Here is a 16,312-nt window from a genome sequence, read left to right as displayed (position 1 = left end):
TCCAGCATTTCACCGGCGCAGAATACCCCGGGCAGGTTTTTAAGCATCAGCTTTGCATCCACACTGTGCTGGCACACTCCGCCTGCGCTGGAAATCGCCTCATCCACCGGCTTGGTGGCATAAAACTGCACCGGCAGGGCTTTAATATAAGCCGCCAGCTGCGCGGGTTCGAGCTGCTGCGGGTGAGGCTGGCATTCATATAACAAGGCTGCTTTAACACCGCTTAGGCCAGCGCAGCGCTTCAGGTATTTGGCAAAAGACTCTTTACTGCGTTTTTTGGTGAGCTTTTGGCTAAGCTGGGGCAGGCTTTGGTCGGGAAGCAGGTCTATATGCAGCTGTGCCTGACCACGCGCTTCCAACTGTTCGCGCAGGTATTTGGAAAAGGCGTACACCAGGCTGCCTTCCATGCCGGTTTGGCTTATCACGCACTCACCGTGTTTTTCTATGCGTTGACCATTAGCTTGTACCTTAAACCGCACATTCTTCAGCGGGCTGCCAGCATGCTGTTGTTTAAGATGCTGACTCCAGTCACATAGCATGCCGCAATTGGCGGCGCGCAGCGGGGCCTGCTCAATCTGTTGCTCTGCCAGCATGGGCTGCCATAAACCGTCGGAGCCCAGTTTAGGCCAGCTGGCACCGCCCAACGCCAGCAAGACTGCATCGGCCTGGGTGCGAATGGTTTCTCCATTGTGCTCAAATTCAAGGCGGGTACCTTGTATGGCCACCAAACGATGGCGCATATAAAACTCCACCCCGGCCCCACGTAAGCGTTTAAGCCAGTTACGTACTAAAGGCGCGGCTTTCATTTGTTCGGTAAATACCCGCCCGGAGCTGCCAACAAAAGTGCTGACCCCCAGGCCCTGGCACCAATTACGCAGGGCATCGGCATCAAACTGGCGCAACGCGCTGTCCAGCCAGGCGGCTTTGTCGTAGTAACTCTGAATAAACTCGCTATAAGGCTCGGAATGGGTGATGTTCATGCCGCTGGTACCGGCCAGCAGAAACTTGCGACAGGCGCTGGGCTTGGCGTCATAAACCCTTACTTGATAGCCCGCCAAGCTAAGCTGCTCGGCTGCCATCAGACCGGCTGGCCCGGCCCCGACAATAATCACCTGTTGTTTGCTTTGCACTGATAACGCCCGCTGATTCAGGCGGCTTGGGCCGCCTGTGCATTAATTCGCGCGGAATTATCGCATTGCTTGCGGTGAATGTCCGCGCTGGCTTAAGGCAAAGCGCAGAAAAGCTTAAAACAACCCGTTAATAGTGGGGTAATTGAGTGCCGGATATGCGGCATCCTGTAAATTTACCAGTTGCTGATAGGCCTTCACAAAGGGTACCGGGCCCATGCTAAAGCGCCGAATACCGGCCTGAGCCAGTGCCTCGATGGGCTCAGAAGAGGCCACCATCAGGTTAAGGGGAATGGACAGGCTTGCGGCCAACTGCCGTGCCGTTGCTGCGTCTTGCAAGCCGGGGATAAAACCGCCGTCGGCCCCGGCTTCTTGATACAAGCGCAGCCGCTCTATGGCCATATCCAGGGCAGTTTGCCCTTCGGCCAACCCGCGCAAATACACATCGGTGCGGGCATTGATATACATGCTCTCGCCAACTTTGTGGCGAATAGCTTGAATTTTCCCGGCCAGTAGCGTCGGTGCGTTAGTGCCGTCTTCCAGGTTGATACCAGCCACGCCCATGGCTTGCAAACGGGCAACCAAATCCGCTACCTGCTCGGGGGATTCGCTGTAACCCTCTTCAATATCTATGGTTAGCGGAACCCGGCTTACTCTGAGAATACGCCCAACGGCGTTAAGCAGCTCCTCGGTGGGTAGCTGATTACCGTCTGCATAGCCTAGCGACCAGGCCAGCGATGCGCTGCCGGTGGCGAGCGCTTTGGCACCGGCCGCTTGCACCAACACTGCACCGCCCGCATCCCAGATATTCACTAATACCAGCGGTGTGTCTGCGTAATGAAGTTGCTTGAAGGTGGAAAATAGCTCGCCTTGCATGATTATCTCCTTTGCGAATCTTGCGGCTAAAGTAGCAGTATTTTGCTTCTCTGATATGACGAAAACGGAACTCAACAGATAAAATTGCCCTTCTATGGGGCTACGGCTTTGACGGCGGCATTCTGTGAACAGCTGGCCAGTTGTGCCTGGATAAATGCTTGTTCACTGGCCTGATACACCAACTGGTACTTTTGCACCATGCGGTCAAAGCGCTGAATATATTCGCACTGATACGCCTGATTGGGCGGTAGCCATTGATCCGGCCCTTGTGCTCCTTTGGCGCGGTTAAGGCTGTTACTGACCACCAACAGATTATCCATATCATTGGCAAATTGGCGTTTCATATCACGATGCCAGCTAGCGCCGCCATGGGCGTTGGCCCATTTCAGCGGCACGATATGATCCACATCGATATCACCAGCCGACGACAGTACCTCGCCGGAAAAGGGATCTAACCAAGTACCCAGCAGTACCCGGCAGGTTTCGCCGTCATCAAAATTTACTTCGATTTGTGAGGCGGCAATCAAGGCCTCGGCCCGGGTATTCTGGCAATCACCATCGCTGTCCACCCAGTGTGGCCAGTCATTGCGATCATAATCCTGCCCATCATCTTCATTTGCTTTTGTCTGGCTGACACTGGCCGAAGCAGGAAGCTCGCCCCCGGCAGCAAGGCAGGCCTTAAGGTCGGCGTAGGCGGTGAAATTTTTGGTACGTTGGTAGAAACGACTTTCGGGTGTGTGGCATAGGCCGGAGCTGGATAACTTGACTGGTTGGTTTGCCCACACCAGGCCACAGACTAACCAGAGCCCCAGTAATAAACGACTGAACTGCTTCAATTTTTAGCGCACTTATTAGATTTATTCTGCGCATACTACCCGAGCTTGCCGCCCCGACCAAGAGGCGACTGCTCAAGGTATTGGTCAGGCCAAGTGGGCTTGTTTAGGCAGAATATTCACCAGTTTGCCGTTTTCAAGCTGCACAATCTGGTCTGCATGGCTAAACAACGAGTGATCGTGGCTGATCATCAAGACCAGCTTGCTCTGGGCGAGATCAATGAGCGTACTCATCATTTGCTTAGCATTTTGTGTATCAAGCGCAGAGGTGGGTTCATCCAATAACAACAGGTCAAATGGCCGTACTAAGGCTCTGGCCAGGGCAAATCGTTGCTTTTCGCCGCCAGACAGTTGGTGGTTTTGCTCTGTTATCAACATATCCAAATTACCACCAATGCGTTCCAGCCAGGCAGCCAGGCCCACCTTATGCAACACCTGTATCACCTCGGCGTCATCAACCTGTGTTTTTCCCAAACATAAGTTATCGCGTACCGTCGCCTGGAATAATGCCGGTTCCTGTTCAACCCAAGCCATACGGTGTCGCCAGCTACCCAGTTGTGTAAGGCTAAGCGGCTGGTTATTAACATAAATCTGGCCATGGGTGAGAGGATACAAACCCAGTAAGGTACGCAGCAGGCTGGTTTTTCCGCTGCCGCTTGAACCGCTAACCATTACCAACCCCCTTTGCATGTCCGGCAAGGTCAGATTCTGTAGTATCTGTTGCTCGCCCAACTGCAGCCCGGCCTCCTCAACACGTAGCGTACGAATACGAGCAGCCGCTGAACCAGGCTTCAGATTTTCTGTGGGTAAGTTGGCCAGGGCATGCAAACGTTCGGCTGCGCCATTTGCCTTCTGGTAGTTGGCAAAGAACATGCCCATGCCGATAAGCGGAAATGTCAGGCCGAACAAGTAGAGCAAGAAGGCAGTGAAAGTGCCCATGCTTAGCGTACCTTCGGCAATCCAATAGGCCGAGGTGGCTATCAGTGCAATCATGCTGGTCATTAGCATCATATTGCTGATGGGGCCGATCAACGCCAGCGCTCGCGCTTCCCGAAGGGCAAGCTTGTAATAACGATCCAGAGCGGCCTGAGCCTGTTCCTCGACCTGTGGGGTTGCGCCATAGACTTTAACCAGTTCATGATGGCGAAACCACTCAGTGCACTGGCGAGTCAGCTCGGCATGCTGTTGCAGTATTTGTTTGTTCAGCGACGACATAGACAAAGCGATAGGAGTAATTAACAGCGCCCCAATCAACAGGCAACCGAGTAACACCAGGGTTAGCCGCCATTCCATCCATAGCAGCAACGCGATGACGGCAACGAAAGATAAAACGCCACCTATCAGAGCCGCCAGATCACTGCTGAAGATATCTTTTAGTTCATCTGTGTCGGTCATCACCTGGGCAGCCAGTTCGCTACTATGCTGGTCATGTAACTTAATAGTTTGTACGTTGACCAGATGGCCAATCAGGCGAAAACGCAGCCTTTGTACTGTACTCAGCCCCATCTTGCTGGCATGCACTGCGGCAAAATATTCTGCGATGGCGGCGACAATGACCGCTGCCGCCAAAATGACCATGACCATCCGGTCAATGTTGCCGATGCTTAAACGGTCAATCAGCTCGCGGGCAATCAAAGGAATGCCTAGCTCAAACAATGTGGCTAACAGTGTAAGTACCATAAGGCCTGAAAAAGCTCGTTTACTTGGCAAGTAAGGGCGGGAAAAGCCCAGTACTGATTTAGATATTGAATCAGGCATAGTTAATCTCTTTTTGACTTCATGGTCAAAAGATTAATTGACCGGATGGTCAATGTCAAATGACTTGATGGTCAATAGCATTGTGTTAGATTGTCATTCGGAGGACAAACTATGACTGATAAGCGCACCCTGATTCTGCAAGTGGCAGACAAACTCTTTGTCGAACAGGGAATTAAAGGCACAACTATTGCCCAGATTGCTGACACGGCTGGCATTGCAAAAGGCTCGGTGTATTCCTATTTCAAAAACAAAGCTGAGATTGTGCGGGCCTTGTTTATTCAGTCCTTCGAGCGTAGCCAGCAAGAGGCAGAACAGCTGCTGAATAACATTGATATCAACGGCTTAGCGCTTCTGGAAGCCTTTATTGTTAAACAGCTTTGTCAGGTGGAAGAAGAGCGCGCGTTTCAGCAGGCCTGGATGACTGATGACTCAATGGTCATGGAAAACGGCTTACTGCAAGTAGTTCAGGATTGCCGCACCGAGATTTACCAGGTTCAGTTGGCGATATTGGCGCGGGCACTTGGGCAAGAATGTACCCCCTGGCGCTATGACTTGCTGACGATGATCAATGGCCAAATCCAGGAATTTGCCATGCTGATTTTGCTGGATAACATGGCGTACTCGCACGTCAATTGTGCAGCATTTATTGCTCGCTCGGCACGTTGGACGCTTATTGGGCTGCTGGAAGAGAATCGGCCACCGGTGTTGGATGAAAGTAGTTTTGTGCTGGAAAGGGTACCGGGCGGCAAGGACACGCAGCTAAAAAGATTGCTCACCCAAATGCGCAGTAAATGTGTGAGTCTGGACGGCGAAGAACAATCCCTGGTCAGTCAAACGCTGGATTTAATTGAACAACAAATTGCCGCTGAATCACCCAATACCACCTTGTTGCGCGCCCTTATCGCTAACCTCAGGCCTTATCTGGAACTTGCTGACGAGCGCGCCAAGCTGGCTGAACTGTTGGATGTAGCATTGATTTAAAGGGAAGTTTTGTGGGCTGCTGAATACAGCCCACTTTTAGGCAGGTTTGCTCTCTGAGCCACAGGGCGCTATTTGATCCTGCTAGAGATAGGCACAATCCCCACTCTCAGGCCAAAGGGTTTAAACAATCGATCGAGAATATCAGTCTTATAGCTGCCCCGATCATTCTCAACGTCAGAGAGGGTCTTGCGTGACACTTTAACCAAATTTGCATACTCGTCTTGAGTTAAGCCTAAAACTTCAATGCGCAAAGTTTTAAGGGCTTGCCCTTGAGTAAGTTCTCCGCGTAATAGCCTTTGTGTAACGCCTTCGATGGCCTGACGTCTCTCAACAGTACTAACCCTGCCACTATGTTTAGAAGCGCGTTGGGGAAGGGGAGCTTGCTTTGCGTGACTCTCTTTAACCTCTGGTGAGGGGTGATGGTTTGACGCTTCAATTGCAACATCGTTAGCTTGCCGACGATTCGCTCTAAGACGAGCAATAGCCTCTTGAGCAGACTCAAGGGTAGATGCTTTATTACTCATAGCAATCCCCACCTCGTTAGCTTGTCTTCGATATAAGTAAAGCCAATAGCAGGCATGTCGATAATCCGCTTCGGTACATCACGCTCAATTAAGCGTTGCTTCAAGTTGAGACATTGCTGGGCGGTGAGCTTTAATGCTGCCATTAACGCTTGAGCAGGCACCAAATCAGCTAAAGCATCAGCAATACCCTGAAAGTCATACTCACCTCCGACTTCGAGCGGTGCTTGCCACTTTGTGGTTCTGGCTACCCCTTCAGGGTCAGCCTTCATCGGTGCAAAGTCATAGATAGGGGCCAGCTTTATCCAACCATCACCTTTAAGAAACGAGGTGTTACGTCCGTGGTTATCACTGTTACCAAATAAGATATTGAGTAGGTCTCTCTGAACCCACTCAAGTACAAAAGCCTGAATATCAAATTGATAACCTTGCTCTAAGACCATATGGCTGTGAGTGATCTTGCGGACGAGCGCTCTTATGGTTTGCTCGTGATCTAAGCTAACTCCCGCAGCTTTACCCAGTATCGAGTAAACAGATTCCATTGCGTAACGTTGCAGGCCGAGTTCATTGAAATAAATATCAAAGCGCGGCAGCCACAGTGATGGGTAGGAATGGCCTTCTTCGAGTCGCATGTTGGCCGTTGGAATGGTCTCAAAGCCCATTTCTGCCAGCTCGTGGTAATAGTGGTATTCAGCTCGAAGGATGTCACAATCCACGGGCGAACGTGAGCCTCGTGGGTATTTCACCAGATAATGCAGGTCTTGGTTTTGTTGGTCGTCCTGATAGGTATCAATCCATATATTTTGTGCATCGTTGCAACGTAACAGGAGTTTAGGCGCTTCTCCGCCAGCGCCTGTTGCACCGCCAGCCGTAGCATCGCGATGTTGTGCGTAATCCAGAAAATCAGCCGCACGGTTTTTAACGTCATCCACGGTGAATGTCAGCCTGTCAGCAATGGCTGAGCGCTCAGGTAATGATTCCTTGACCCGTAAATTACCTACCGGGGCGATAGTGCCAAACTTTAACAGGATAAAATTTTGCTCATCTAAGCTCAGATCTTCGATATCAAGATACTTAAGCCAATAGCGGCGACCTGCACCGCTAGGCATGATGTCATCGAGGAAGTAAAGCCATCCAGGCCCGTCAAAAAACAGGCTGACAGGGTGATTTATCGAAACTGCATGCATGTCGTCTTTATTGAGCTCTGCCAGGGCATAATCTTGCTCGTAATCTAACGAGGTAAGCCGATAGTGACCTTGTTCGCTGTTTGGAAAAGAGAGCGTTGCAATATCTATCCATTGGCTATTGATGAAAGCCTGAATGGTTAAATGTTCCATGAGCGCTCCTAAAGACGTTGTGAGTAATAAAGTACACATTAAAACCAAGAAAGGCAATTAATGAGTAATTTGTTACTCAAATCACACTTTGTCCCAGAAAATATACAAAGCTCTTATACGCAACAAGCAGCAATAAGCTTAAATCATTTGATAAACGCCATTAAGCGAATGCCCGATACCCTTCCCATAAGGCCGGTGTGATTGTACTTACCCCGAGTTCAGCGCAGTAAATGCGTGAGTCTGGACGGCGAAGAACAATCCCTGGTCAGTCAAACGCTGGATTTAATTGAACAGCAAATGGTCGCTGAACCACCCAATACCACCTTGTTGCGCGCCCTTATCGCTAACCTCAGACCTTATTTGGAGCTTGCTGACGAGCGGGCCAAGCTGGCTGAACTGTTGGATGTAGCATTGATTTAAAGGGAAGTTTTGTGGGCTGCTGAATACAGCCCACTTACAGATTTTTTGCTATGACTGGCAAAGTTGCTCGGCTTCGCGGGCCTGACGCTTAAGTTCGTCCACCAAACTGGGAGACAGGCGCAGTTGGCGCACCAGTTCTTCCAAATAACTGCGTTCCATATAGCTTTCTTCGTCTATCACCAGCACACTGGCCAGGTACATTTCCGCGGCCAGTTCTTCCGAGCTGGCCAGCGCCGCTATTTGAGCAGGGTCCAGCGGCGCTTTGATTTGCGCATCCACCCACTGAATAAAGGCCTGATCACGGGTGAACTTGGCCACTTCCTGGTCGATGAGTTCGCGTTCTCGATCATCTATATGGCCATCGGCTTTCGCTGCGGCAATCACTGCCGCCAGAATCGCCCGGCCATGTTGCTCGGCTTGCGGGGGCGGCAAACGATCTATGGTTTGCGGTTCATGCTGTGCAGCCCCTTGCTGGTTTTTCTGCCAGTTGCCATAGGCTTTATAGGCCACCACGCCAAGGGCGGCTAACCCGCCATAGGTCAGCACTTTGCCACCTAATTTGCGGCCTTTTTTACTGCCCAGCAACAACCCCAATGCACCGCCACCCAGCGCCGCACCGCCTTTACCCGACAGCATTTGGGATAAACCCGATAACGCTGAGCCACCGCTGGATGATGCCGGTTGTCCACTGGTGCTCTGAGAGCTACCCGACTTCAATAATTGATCCAACAATTTCAACGTATTCATCGCTTCTCCTTGTAAATACCTGACTGGCCTGACTTTGAGGGTATCGCTATTTAGCTTAGGGTAAAAGCCAAGCCGCAGGGCAAAATTGTCAGGGGATAAGACAACTGGTTGTGCGTTTTGTTGCTAAAAGACTCTCACCGCCAAGCACAGACAAAGGCATCCGAGTGACGCGACTGGTTAGCTGTTTGCAAGCATGTACGCACGAAGCTGCCGCTCCTCCCGCATGACATAGATAACGAGAACCCAACTTTCATCCTCACGATAAAAAATGCGACAGGGTGGAACCACTACCTCCCTGTATACCGAATCAGGGAGTTCTGGAGGAATCCGCCCTGATTGGGGAAAGCCTTCCAACCGGTTTGTTTTATCGAAAACCTCTTCTACCAGGCGGCTTGCTGCGGCAGGATTGTCCAGCGCGATGTACTCTGCAATTGCGTTTAATTCTTGTAGAGCAGGCTCAGCCCAGATTACTTCAGCCATTTACTCATTTTCTCTCTGGCCTCACTTTGACTGTACGTTCTTCCCTCAAGTACAGCACGCTCTCCTCGTGAGAGCCCTTCTAGCAGCTCAAGCCGGCGCTGCATGAACTCGTAATCCCGCACATCAACAAGATAAGCGGACGGTTGGCCATGTTCTGTTATCAGTACCGGCTCCTTGGACAGGTGCAGGTCTGCCAAGATTTTTGTGGCTTGGCGTTTAAGATTTGTAACCAGTTCAACTTTCATGGCTCACCCTGATCGAAATTGACAGTGATACTATAGTGTCACTTTACGGATGAGGCAATCACAGCGAACGAAGTGAGTGTGTTGATTGATTTGTTAGCTGCCGGTTTCAACTTGATGTTTTTTGCCATTCGTTTGAACTCTATTAGCTAAATAAAAAAATGAACTAAATATGACTAGGGATACGAGCATAGAAGGAATTACTGCACCGCCAAAATTTCCCGAAAACAGCCCAGAGCGACCGTGCGTACAGACAATTTAGAGAGGGTGCTGGTGACCGGTATGGGTGAGGCGTTGGAAAACAAACATTCATGCTCTTGCCCTGTTAGACCAAGTAGCTCTGCAGATTTGTAGAACAGGTAATTTGATAGGGATGCAAAGTCTCTAATCAAAAACACCAAGCAAATTCAGAATCAACATTAAAATCAGACCAGAGCCTGACATAACATATGAATACCAAAAGATCCTAGCCAGAATACGGTCAAATAATGTGGTGTGTTGATATAACACTTCAGCGTTAGCGGCCAGACCGGATAAGCGGGATTTTTTATATCTGTTATCCATCCATTTGGGTCTGCACAGGGCCGATGCCACATTTAAGATATCCCAGCCACTGGCAAACTCAATACCTAGCTTATCTTTTACTTCTGGTTTCTTTCTCAATTTTCTTACTGTGAGCTGGCCAAATAGAACAAACAAAATGCAGGTTATAAATACGCCCAGCATGAGAAATGCAAACAACTGACTTTCCGAAATTACCATTCAGATATCCATTTCATAATATCGTCATACAGGCCACCACTATTTTCTTTCGCAATATGGTTGACGCCCATCGAGGCCGCTGCTGCCGCTCCGGCGATGGCCAGCCCTCCAATAATAAGACCAGCCCAACCAACCGGAGTTGCCACCATTAATAGCCCTAACCCCGCTTTCACAGCAATGGTTCCCGTGATTGCACTTGCTGCAAAACTGCTGGATTCAATAAACAATTCACGCTCCCAGTGGCTTTTGCTGCACCAAGTTAATAACTTCCCTGTTCTTTATGACACGCGGTCCCTTGCATGCCAGTCCCATTTACAACAAGCGTCCTGCCTGTTGCCTTTCAGGCCAGCTAAAGCTGTTCAATCTGATTCCAGACCAGATTGTCTTTGCTGCGCGGCAAAAAAACGAGACGCAAAGACCAAATTTTCAGGAAAAATTTGGGACAGCTTTATGCTGGTCCGAAGGAAAAGCTACAAGGACGTAGCTTTCAAAACGCGCCGCTGGATTCCCAACAACATCAGCCCAGGCCACTACTAAAAGGCGGTCGTGAAAACGACGTTCCAGACGCGTCTTCCACTCAATTTGCTCCCGGCAAACTGCCCGCCTTTTAGCAGCACCCTGAACTGACCGGGAATTTTTAAGCGGGGTAAAGCGGCTTGGGCCGCTTGGGGGAATTGATTCAACATAGATTGGCATACAGTGATTATCACTCTGTATTTAAAAGAAAATCTGATTCGAGTATGCTCGACTCGTGTTATTGATATTTTGGTAAAACCAAGGAGCGCTATGGCAAGGCCAGATAGTTGGAGTGAACAGGAGGTTTTCGCTACTGTTGCTGATTATATGCGTATGCTTACCTTGGAACTTACCGGGCAAAGCTACAATAAAGCCGAACATCGCAGAAAGTTGCTGGCCAAGTTGAATAATCGCAGCGAAGCTGCTGTGGAACTGAAGCATCAGAATATCAGTGCGGTATTGCAAGAGCTTGGTTGTGTTTGGATTTGCGGTTATAAGCCGCGCAGCAACTATCAACAAGCGCTGGCCCAATGTATTGAAACTTGGATTAACCAGCATCCCGAGTTTGATCAAATCAGCCTAGCTGCCGTGACTCAACCAGCTGTATTGCCAGATGTGCAGGATTTTTCCCGGCTGCTAGTTGCGCCACCCACCTCGCGAAAGTCAGAAATTAACGAAGCAACAAAAACGTATTCTGCCGCTACAAACCAAGCTACCAAGCGAGATTATGTGGCAAGAGAAGCCAGGAATGCAGCACTTGGCTTGGCAGGTGAACAACTGATTTTGGAATATGAAGATTACCGGCTAAGACAAGCCGGCAAAAAAGTCTTGGCAAACAAGATAGAGCATGTTTCCAGTACCCAAGGCGATGGCTTGGGCTACGATGTTTTGTCATTTGAAGAAAGTGGCAAAGAGCGCTTTATCGAAGTTAAAACCACCGCCTTCGCCAAAGAAACGCCCTTCTTTGCCTCTCGCAACGAGGTGAATTTCGCAGAAGCCAGGGCAGAGCAGTTTTACCTATACCGCCTTTTCGAGTTTAAGAAATCCCCCAAGTTATTTGCTTTGCAGGGAGACTTGAAACTACACTGCCGACTTGACCCTGTTAGTTATGTTTGCATATTCTAGAAGTCATAAAACATTTCTAATACGATAACGACCAAATTGCTTTTGCTTGTTTGGCTAAATACCTTTGTCTCTCAGACAAGTTCTCCTGAGACCAAACTTTAAAGCCTATTTTTTTACTGATTTCATACCTGCTGTTTTTATACTCTATTATTTTATGAGAGTAGTCTTTATTTCCAATTAATCGATTCTTATCACTTTCAAGTATTGTGAAGTTTCCTAGACGATAAATGAAACTATCTTCTATTTCTTCAGGAAATTCTTCATTCCATTCTTGAGATGGGTTTTCAGGTAAGATGTGTTCTAATGAACCATCATCATTTTCAAAATCACAATATCGAGACGACAGATGACTCTCTATCGAGTACATTATATATCTTGCTAGCTTGGCAGATCTTTTTGTTCTTATTGACTTGACTTCAAAACTTCTTTCAAAATCTTCATCAGAGATGTACAGAGGTTTCAATATATAAAAAATGTCTCTTGCTGTTTTTGCTTCACCGCTATGAATGGCCTTGCAAGCTTCATTATATTTTGATTCAAGAGAGTTCGGATTTAGCCCAGAAATAACCATATATCTGAAAGATATTACTGAACAAACCTTGAGTACACCAATCCACTCGTCTTTTTCAAAATATAAGTTTGCGTTAATCAGTAAAGGGTAACATTGAGTTACATTAAATAAATTCAATTCTCTAATGTGTTTTTTAACTTTACTCTGCCCATCCCATAGTTGATGGTTATGATTTCCTAACGCTGAGTATATCTCGGAAACTTCACTCATTTCTTTCAAGACTTCAAATGCTGTATTTGGATTGTTAATATTTCTTTTGATTGTCTTAAATAGCTCCTTTTCCTGAATCACACCGTTTTGCATCATCCAGTAGTGACGAAGAAATTTAGGAAACAATGAGTAGGATACATGATTTATAGTTACGTCCCAGATGTTCTTAATATGCGCTTTGTCGGTGTCATCAACAATAGAAAATAGGTAGTTTTTTAGTAAGTCTGTTACTGATAGATCCAAGCCTCTGTCATTTAAAGTCTCGAATATTAAATAAGCACTTAAATCATCAGTCGCGGTTATTTGTATAAATAGTAAGCTGTCAGAGATGTATTCCACAAAATTAATTAGTGTTGAGACATCATCTTCTCTATAAACTTCATCCAAAATTAATTTTTTGAAATAATCAAAACACTTCCATAGTAGTTTGTTGCTATTTACTTCTGACTTTATATTTATAGGTTTTCTAAAATTAGTAAGGTATGTGGAGAAAAATGGGTTGTTTGTTTCATTTAATTCTATTTTGTTTTCGTAGTTTAGTGATGATAATGACTTTTTTCCCACAAAGTCATTTATTAAAAGTTCAACTCTTTTTGAGTTGTTCTCTACATCCACATCCTTCTTGATTAAGTCTTTTATTACATCTACAACCGAAAGTATTAGTACAGTAAGAGTTGTTAATCTTTGTTGACCATCGATAATGTCATACTTTTTTTTATCTCTAGAAACAAGAACAATTGACCCCATATAATGCTTTGAATTTGAACGCCGATTGGTTTCTATATCTAGCCAAAGATCATTCCAATTGCTTTCTTCCCAAGAGTAATCACGTTGGTATAGTGGGACTGAGAACTTATTGTCACCTTTTATTATCCCAGCAAAAGTATCTGTTTCAGCATTGAGAAAATTTTCTGCTGACATTATCAATCTCCTTTTCGAAAGCACTATATTTTGTGATGTACAGCACGTTTGTTTTATCATTGCTAATGTACTGACCATACAGGATTTTTCCAACAATAAATGCCATCAGATTACTACCAAGAGCAGGCTGCGCAGTTTTTTCAGGATACCCAGGCGGTGGATATGCGGCCTTTGTATCAGCGGGTTTTGCCGTTGCTTAGGCCGGGTGGTCATATCGTAGATGCTGGCTGTGGTTCGGGGCGGGATGCGCGGTATTTTGCTGAGCAGGGTTTTTTGGTGTCTGCTTTTGATGCCTGTGCTGAGTTGGTGGCATTGGCGCGGGAATATACCGGGCTGAATGTTCGGCACTGCCGCTTTATGGATTTCCATGCGGATTCCCCTGTTGATGCTGTTTGGGCCTGTGCGTCGCTATTGCATGTGCCTCTGGCCGACTTGCCTGACACCTTTAGCTATTTGGCTGCACAGTTGACTGAAAACGGGCTGATATATTGCTCGTTTAAATATGGTGAAGGCGAAGTGCCGCGCGGTGATCGGCGTTTTACCGACTTAACCGAAACGGGCCTGGCGGATGTGCTGCAACAAACGCCGGTTAGCATTCGCGAGTGTTGGACAACGCAAGATCTCAGGTCGGGCAGAGAAAAGGAAAAATGGCTGAACGCCATCCTTGAGCAGATGAAGTAACACTATGACAGCCATGGAACAGCAGCTTGCCTTTATTGCCTATATTCAGCGTTTGCTGGTAGAGGGGGATTTTGTCGCCACGTACAAGTATGCCCTGTTACATGCGCTTGCCGACATTTGTATTGAACACCCATTACAAGACGAGTCCAGTGAATGCGTGATTATGCTGGATGAACTGGTGGACAAGTTTCTGGGGCTGTACTGGCATCATGCCGTACCTTTTTCCGCCGGACTGCAGGGCGCAGATGCGTTGCTACGGCAAAATACCGGCAATCAGTCGAAAGTTATTAGCTTGTTGTATGACTGCCAGACCCAGGGCATACGCAATATTCGTCAACTCAAAGGCAGTGAGAGGTGGCCAGAGATTTACCGGGCTACATTGAACACCCTGAAAGAAGGGCCGTTGTGGCGGTTGCAAATTTTGTCCAAACAGGATGAATGCTTTTTATACCCGCACCAAAAGGGTAAGAAGTATATCCGGCTGAATTCCGGAATCGCGCATTGTTTCAGACGTTTTTATGATTTGGTGGTGTATCTGGCCAGAAACGCCTGGTTGCAGAAAATCCAGAGTATTAAGTTCAATCAGCAGTTAATTGGCCCCCAGAGTCAGCTACAGGATTTCCTGTTCGGCGTTGACCGCAATACTCTGATTAAGGCCAAACCGGTACTGGTAGAGATTCAGCGAAACATCTGTTTTTATTGCCGCAAGCCCATGCGTAGCGAAGTGGCGATTGACCATTTTATTCCTTTTGCCCGTTATTCCACCGATCTGGGGCATAACTTTGTTGCTGCTCATGCCGCTTGTAATAACAGCAAACGCGATCATCTGGCCGCCATACCACACAGGCACAACTGGCAGGAACAGAATCTGGTAGTGCATGCCCATACCTTGGCCAGCGAGTTAGGAAATTACTTCTACTGCGATGTACAAAAGTCGTTGGCCGTCAGCAACTGGGCATACAGTGTGGCTAGCAGCACTGGCGCCAAGTTGTGGTTGGCTAAAGACACCTTTGTGGAAGTGCAGGGTACTGGGGTAACCGAGAACAAGCAGCCAACCCTGGCGGAGGTGGTTGAGTTACAGTCTGTGCGACCATCGATATCCGAAGTTAGTCCACCGGATAATTTTCTACCCTATTTCCCCAACCTGAAAATTGCCTGTGGCCATTTTAAGACCGGTCGTGCTGATGAAGTTGAGATGCAAAAGGTTGAAGGTTACAACGGCCAGCTTGACTCTGAGCGTCATTTTCTGGCCAGGGCCAGTGGCAATTCCATGAACGGCGGTAAGCAGGCTGTTGAAGATGGTGATTTACTGTTGCTGGAATGGATTACTCCCGAACATGCCGGCTCTATTACCGGCCAAACCCTGGCTATAGAACGCCAGGATGAAACCGGTGATAGCCAATACCTGCTGCGGGTGATACGAAAAGCCCCTGATGGCAGTTACCTGCTGCATGCCAATAACCCGGATTACCCCGACCTTGCCGCCACAGAAAGCATGCGCACCTTCGCCCGTTTAAAAGCGGTATTGCGCTAGATTGCTCAGCAATAAATAACCATAGGGGAACATAGTGATTGCAGGAACTGTCACGCTGCGAGAGAAATTAATTTGTTCACCGCCGAGACGCAGAGAACGCAGAGTTTTCAGGTCCTGGAATTATGATCTCCTGCTCTTCTCCGTGCCCTCGGCGTCTCTGCGGTGAAAATGATCTGAACAAAATGATAGATAACCACAGAGGCACAGAGCGCACAGAGTAGGTAAGGTGCTGTTACCTCTCCGCGAGCTTTTCTCAGCGCCCCAGCGCCCCTGCGAGAGGCCATTAATACCAGGCAGGGAAATGGTGATTGAAGCTTACCGAATACGGTGCAGATTGTAGGTACCGATTGGGGTGAGTATTTCCATTGCGTTAGTTTCGGCCTTAAGAATTTGCCATTCAACTTGCTCACCCGCTGGCTCAAGTATCAGTACTAAGCCTTTGCGGGTGTATGGGTAGCTGCGGCGGCCATGCCCTTTGATTTGCTCGATAATCTTATTCTCAAAAATAATGACCTGGTTGCCGTCGTCCACGTTATTGACTGAGCCATCTGCGTATGTCACCGCCTGCAGTTTCCATTCACCAATGATGTCCGCTTCTGTGGCAGCACAAGCACTAAGTATGAACAGTTGCAATGCTGCGATTAAAAGGTAACCTGTTTTTGCAATCACG

18 protein-coding genes are annotated in these 16,312 nt (G+C 48.0%); 5 read left to right on the top strand and 13 right to left on the bottom strand.

Annotated elements, in window-relative coordinates:
* From J0A65_RS13270 to J0A65_RS13255, 4 genes are all read right to left on the bottom strand, one after another.
* The coding region (locus tag J0A65_RS13270) for a TIGR03862 family flavoprotein (protein ID WP_332874343.1) at nucleotides 1-1,130 on the bottom strand (1,130 nt) is incomplete at its 3' end.
* A 114-nt stretch (nucleotides 1,131-1,244) separates the two neighbouring features.
* Nucleotides 1,245-2,003, bottom strand: coding sequence for an isocitrate lyase/PEP mutase family protein (locus tag J0A65_RS13265; protein WP_206594668.1), 759 nt, complete (start codon nucleotides 2,001-2,003; stop codon nucleotides 1,245-1,247).
* 92 nt (nucleotides 2,004-2,095) lie between these two features.
* Nucleotides 2,096-2,839, bottom strand: a complete 744-nt coding sequence (locus J0A65_RS13260; protein ID WP_206594667.1) for an HNH endonuclease family protein — start codon at nucleotides 2,837-2,839, stop codon at nucleotides 2,096-2,098.
* An 84-nt stretch (nucleotides 2,840-2,923) separates the two neighbouring features.
* Nucleotides 2,924-4,594: an ABC transporter ATP-binding protein gene (locus tag J0A65_RS13255; protein WP_206594666.1), complete on the bottom strand. Its 1,671-nt coding sequence runs from the start codon at nucleotides 4,592-4,594 to the stop codon at nucleotides 2,924-2,926.
* Nucleotides 4,595-4,705: 111 nt separating this feature from the next.
* Between J0A65_RS13255 and J0A65_RS13250 the strand changes: the two genes are divergently transcribed.
* The gene (locus J0A65_RS13250; RefSeq protein WP_206594665.1) at nucleotides 4,706-5,575 is read left to right on the top strand and encodes a TetR/AcrR family transcriptional regulator; all 870 of its coding nucleotides are present in this window, start codon (nucleotides 4,706-4,708) and stop codon (nucleotides 5,573-5,575) included.
* A 68-nt stretch (nucleotides 5,576-5,643) separates the two neighbouring features.
* On the opposite strand, the gene J0A65_RS13245 is transcribed toward J0A65_RS13250, so the two are convergent.
* Nucleotides 5,644-6,099, bottom strand: coding sequence for a helix-turn-helix transcriptional regulator (locus J0A65_RS13245; protein ID WP_206594664.1), 456 nt, complete (start codon nucleotides 6,097-6,099; stop codon nucleotides 5,644-5,646).
* On the bottom strand, nucleotides 6,096-7,433 hold the full coding sequence (locus J0A65_RS13240; protein WP_206594663.1) for a type II toxin-antitoxin system HipA family toxin: 1,338 nt from the start codon (nucleotides 7,431-7,433) through the stop codon (nucleotides 6,096-6,098). The genes J0A65_RS13245 and J0A65_RS13240 overlap by 4 nt, the downstream gene beginning before the upstream one ends.
* A gap of 234 nt (nucleotides 7,434-7,667) precedes the next feature.
* On the opposite strand from J0A65_RS13240, the gene J0A65_RS13235 reads away from it, so the two are divergent.
* Nucleotides 7,668-7,853 (top strand): hypothetical protein, encoded by a 186-nt coding sequence (locus J0A65_RS13235; RefSeq protein ID WP_206594662.1) that lies wholly within the window; start codon nucleotides 7,668-7,670, stop codon nucleotides 7,851-7,853.
* Between the two features lie 48 nt (nucleotides 7,854-7,901).
* Here J0A65_RS13235 and J0A65_RS13230 read toward each other — a convergent pair whose 3' ends face one another.
* The 5 genes from J0A65_RS13230 to J0A65_RS13210 form a co-directional block, all read right to left on the bottom strand.
* Nucleotides 7,902-8,600 (bottom strand): tellurite resistance TerB family protein, encoded by a 699-nt coding sequence (locus tag J0A65_RS13230; protein WP_206594661.1) that lies wholly within the window; start codon nucleotides 8,598-8,600, stop codon nucleotides 7,902-7,904.
* A gap of 177 nt (nucleotides 8,601-8,777) precedes the next feature.
* Nucleotides 8,778-9,080, bottom strand: coding sequence for a type II toxin-antitoxin system RelE/ParE family toxin (locus J0A65_RS13225; RefSeq protein WP_206594660.1), 303 nt, complete (start codon nucleotides 9,078-9,080; stop codon nucleotides 8,778-8,780).
* Nucleotides 9,068-9,325 carry a type II toxin-antitoxin system Phd/YefM family antitoxin gene (locus tag J0A65_RS13220; protein ID WP_206594659.1) on the bottom strand — a complete coding sequence of 86 codons (258 nt, stop codon included), beginning with the start codon at nucleotides 9,323-9,325 and terminating at the stop codon, nucleotides 9,068-9,070. Before J0A65_RS13220 ends, J0A65_RS13225 begins: the two co-directional genes overlap by 13 nt.
* A gap of 381 nt (nucleotides 9,326-9,706) precedes the next feature.
* On the bottom strand, nucleotides 9,707-10,084 hold the full coding sequence (locus tag J0A65_RS13215; protein WP_232849943.1) for a hypothetical protein: 378 nt from the start codon (nucleotides 10,082-10,084) through the stop codon (nucleotides 9,707-9,709).
* Nucleotides 10,078-10,311 (bottom strand): hypothetical protein, encoded by a 234-nt coding sequence (locus J0A65_RS13210; protein ID WP_206594658.1) that lies wholly within the window; start codon nucleotides 10,309-10,311, stop codon nucleotides 10,078-10,080. Before J0A65_RS13210 ends, J0A65_RS13215 begins: the two co-directional genes overlap by 7 nt.
* A gap of 559 nt (nucleotides 10,312-10,870) precedes the next feature.
* Between J0A65_RS13210 and J0A65_RS13205 the strand changes: the two genes are divergently transcribed.
* Nucleotides 10,871-11,725 carry a protein NO VEIN domain-containing protein gene (locus tag J0A65_RS13205; protein ID WP_206594657.1) on the top strand — a complete coding sequence of 285 codons (855 nt, stop codon included), beginning with the start codon at nucleotides 10,871-10,873 and terminating at the stop codon, nucleotides 11,723-11,725.
* Nucleotides 11,726-11,741: 16 nt separating this feature from the next.
* Here the strand turns inward: J0A65_RS13205 and J0A65_RS13200 are convergent, their stop codons facing one another.
* Complete coding sequence (locus J0A65_RS13200) at nucleotides 11,742-13,427, bottom strand: DUF262 domain-containing protein (protein ID WP_206594656.1); 1,686 nt, start codon at nucleotides 13,425-13,427, stop codon at nucleotides 11,742-11,744.
* A gap of 99 nt (nucleotides 13,428-13,526) precedes the next feature.
* On the opposite strand from J0A65_RS13200, the gene J0A65_RS13195 reads away from it, so the two are divergent.
* Nucleotides 13,527-14,108, top strand: a complete 582-nt coding sequence (locus J0A65_RS13195) for a class I SAM-dependent methyltransferase (protein ID WP_206594655.1) — start codon at nucleotides 13,527-13,529, stop codon at nucleotides 14,106-14,108.
* Nucleotides 14,109-14,112: 4 nt separating this feature from the next.
* Nucleotides 14,113-15,642 carry a S24 family peptidase gene (locus tag J0A65_RS13190; RefSeq protein WP_206594654.1) on the top strand — a complete coding sequence of 510 codons (1,530 nt, stop codon included), beginning with the start codon at nucleotides 14,113-14,115 and terminating at the stop codon, nucleotides 15,640-15,642.
* Nucleotides 15,643-15,957: 315 nt separating this feature from the next.
* On the opposite strand, the gene J0A65_RS13185 is transcribed toward J0A65_RS13190, so the two are convergent.
* On the bottom strand, nucleotides 15,958-16,311 hold the full coding sequence (locus J0A65_RS13185) for a hypothetical protein (protein WP_206594653.1): 354 nt from the start codon (nucleotides 16,309-16,311) through the stop codon (nucleotides 15,958-15,960).
* Nucleotide 16,312 lies beyond the last annotated feature (1 nt).

This window comes from Bowmanella yangjiangensis, from assembly GCF_017255015.1.
Taxonomy (GTDB): domain Bacteria; phylum Pseudomonadota; class Gammaproteobacteria; order Enterobacterales; family Alteromonadaceae; genus Bowmanella; species Bowmanella yangjiangensis.
Note: the sequence above shows the minus strand (reverse complement) of the source record. Positions and strands in the feature narration are given on the sequence as shown.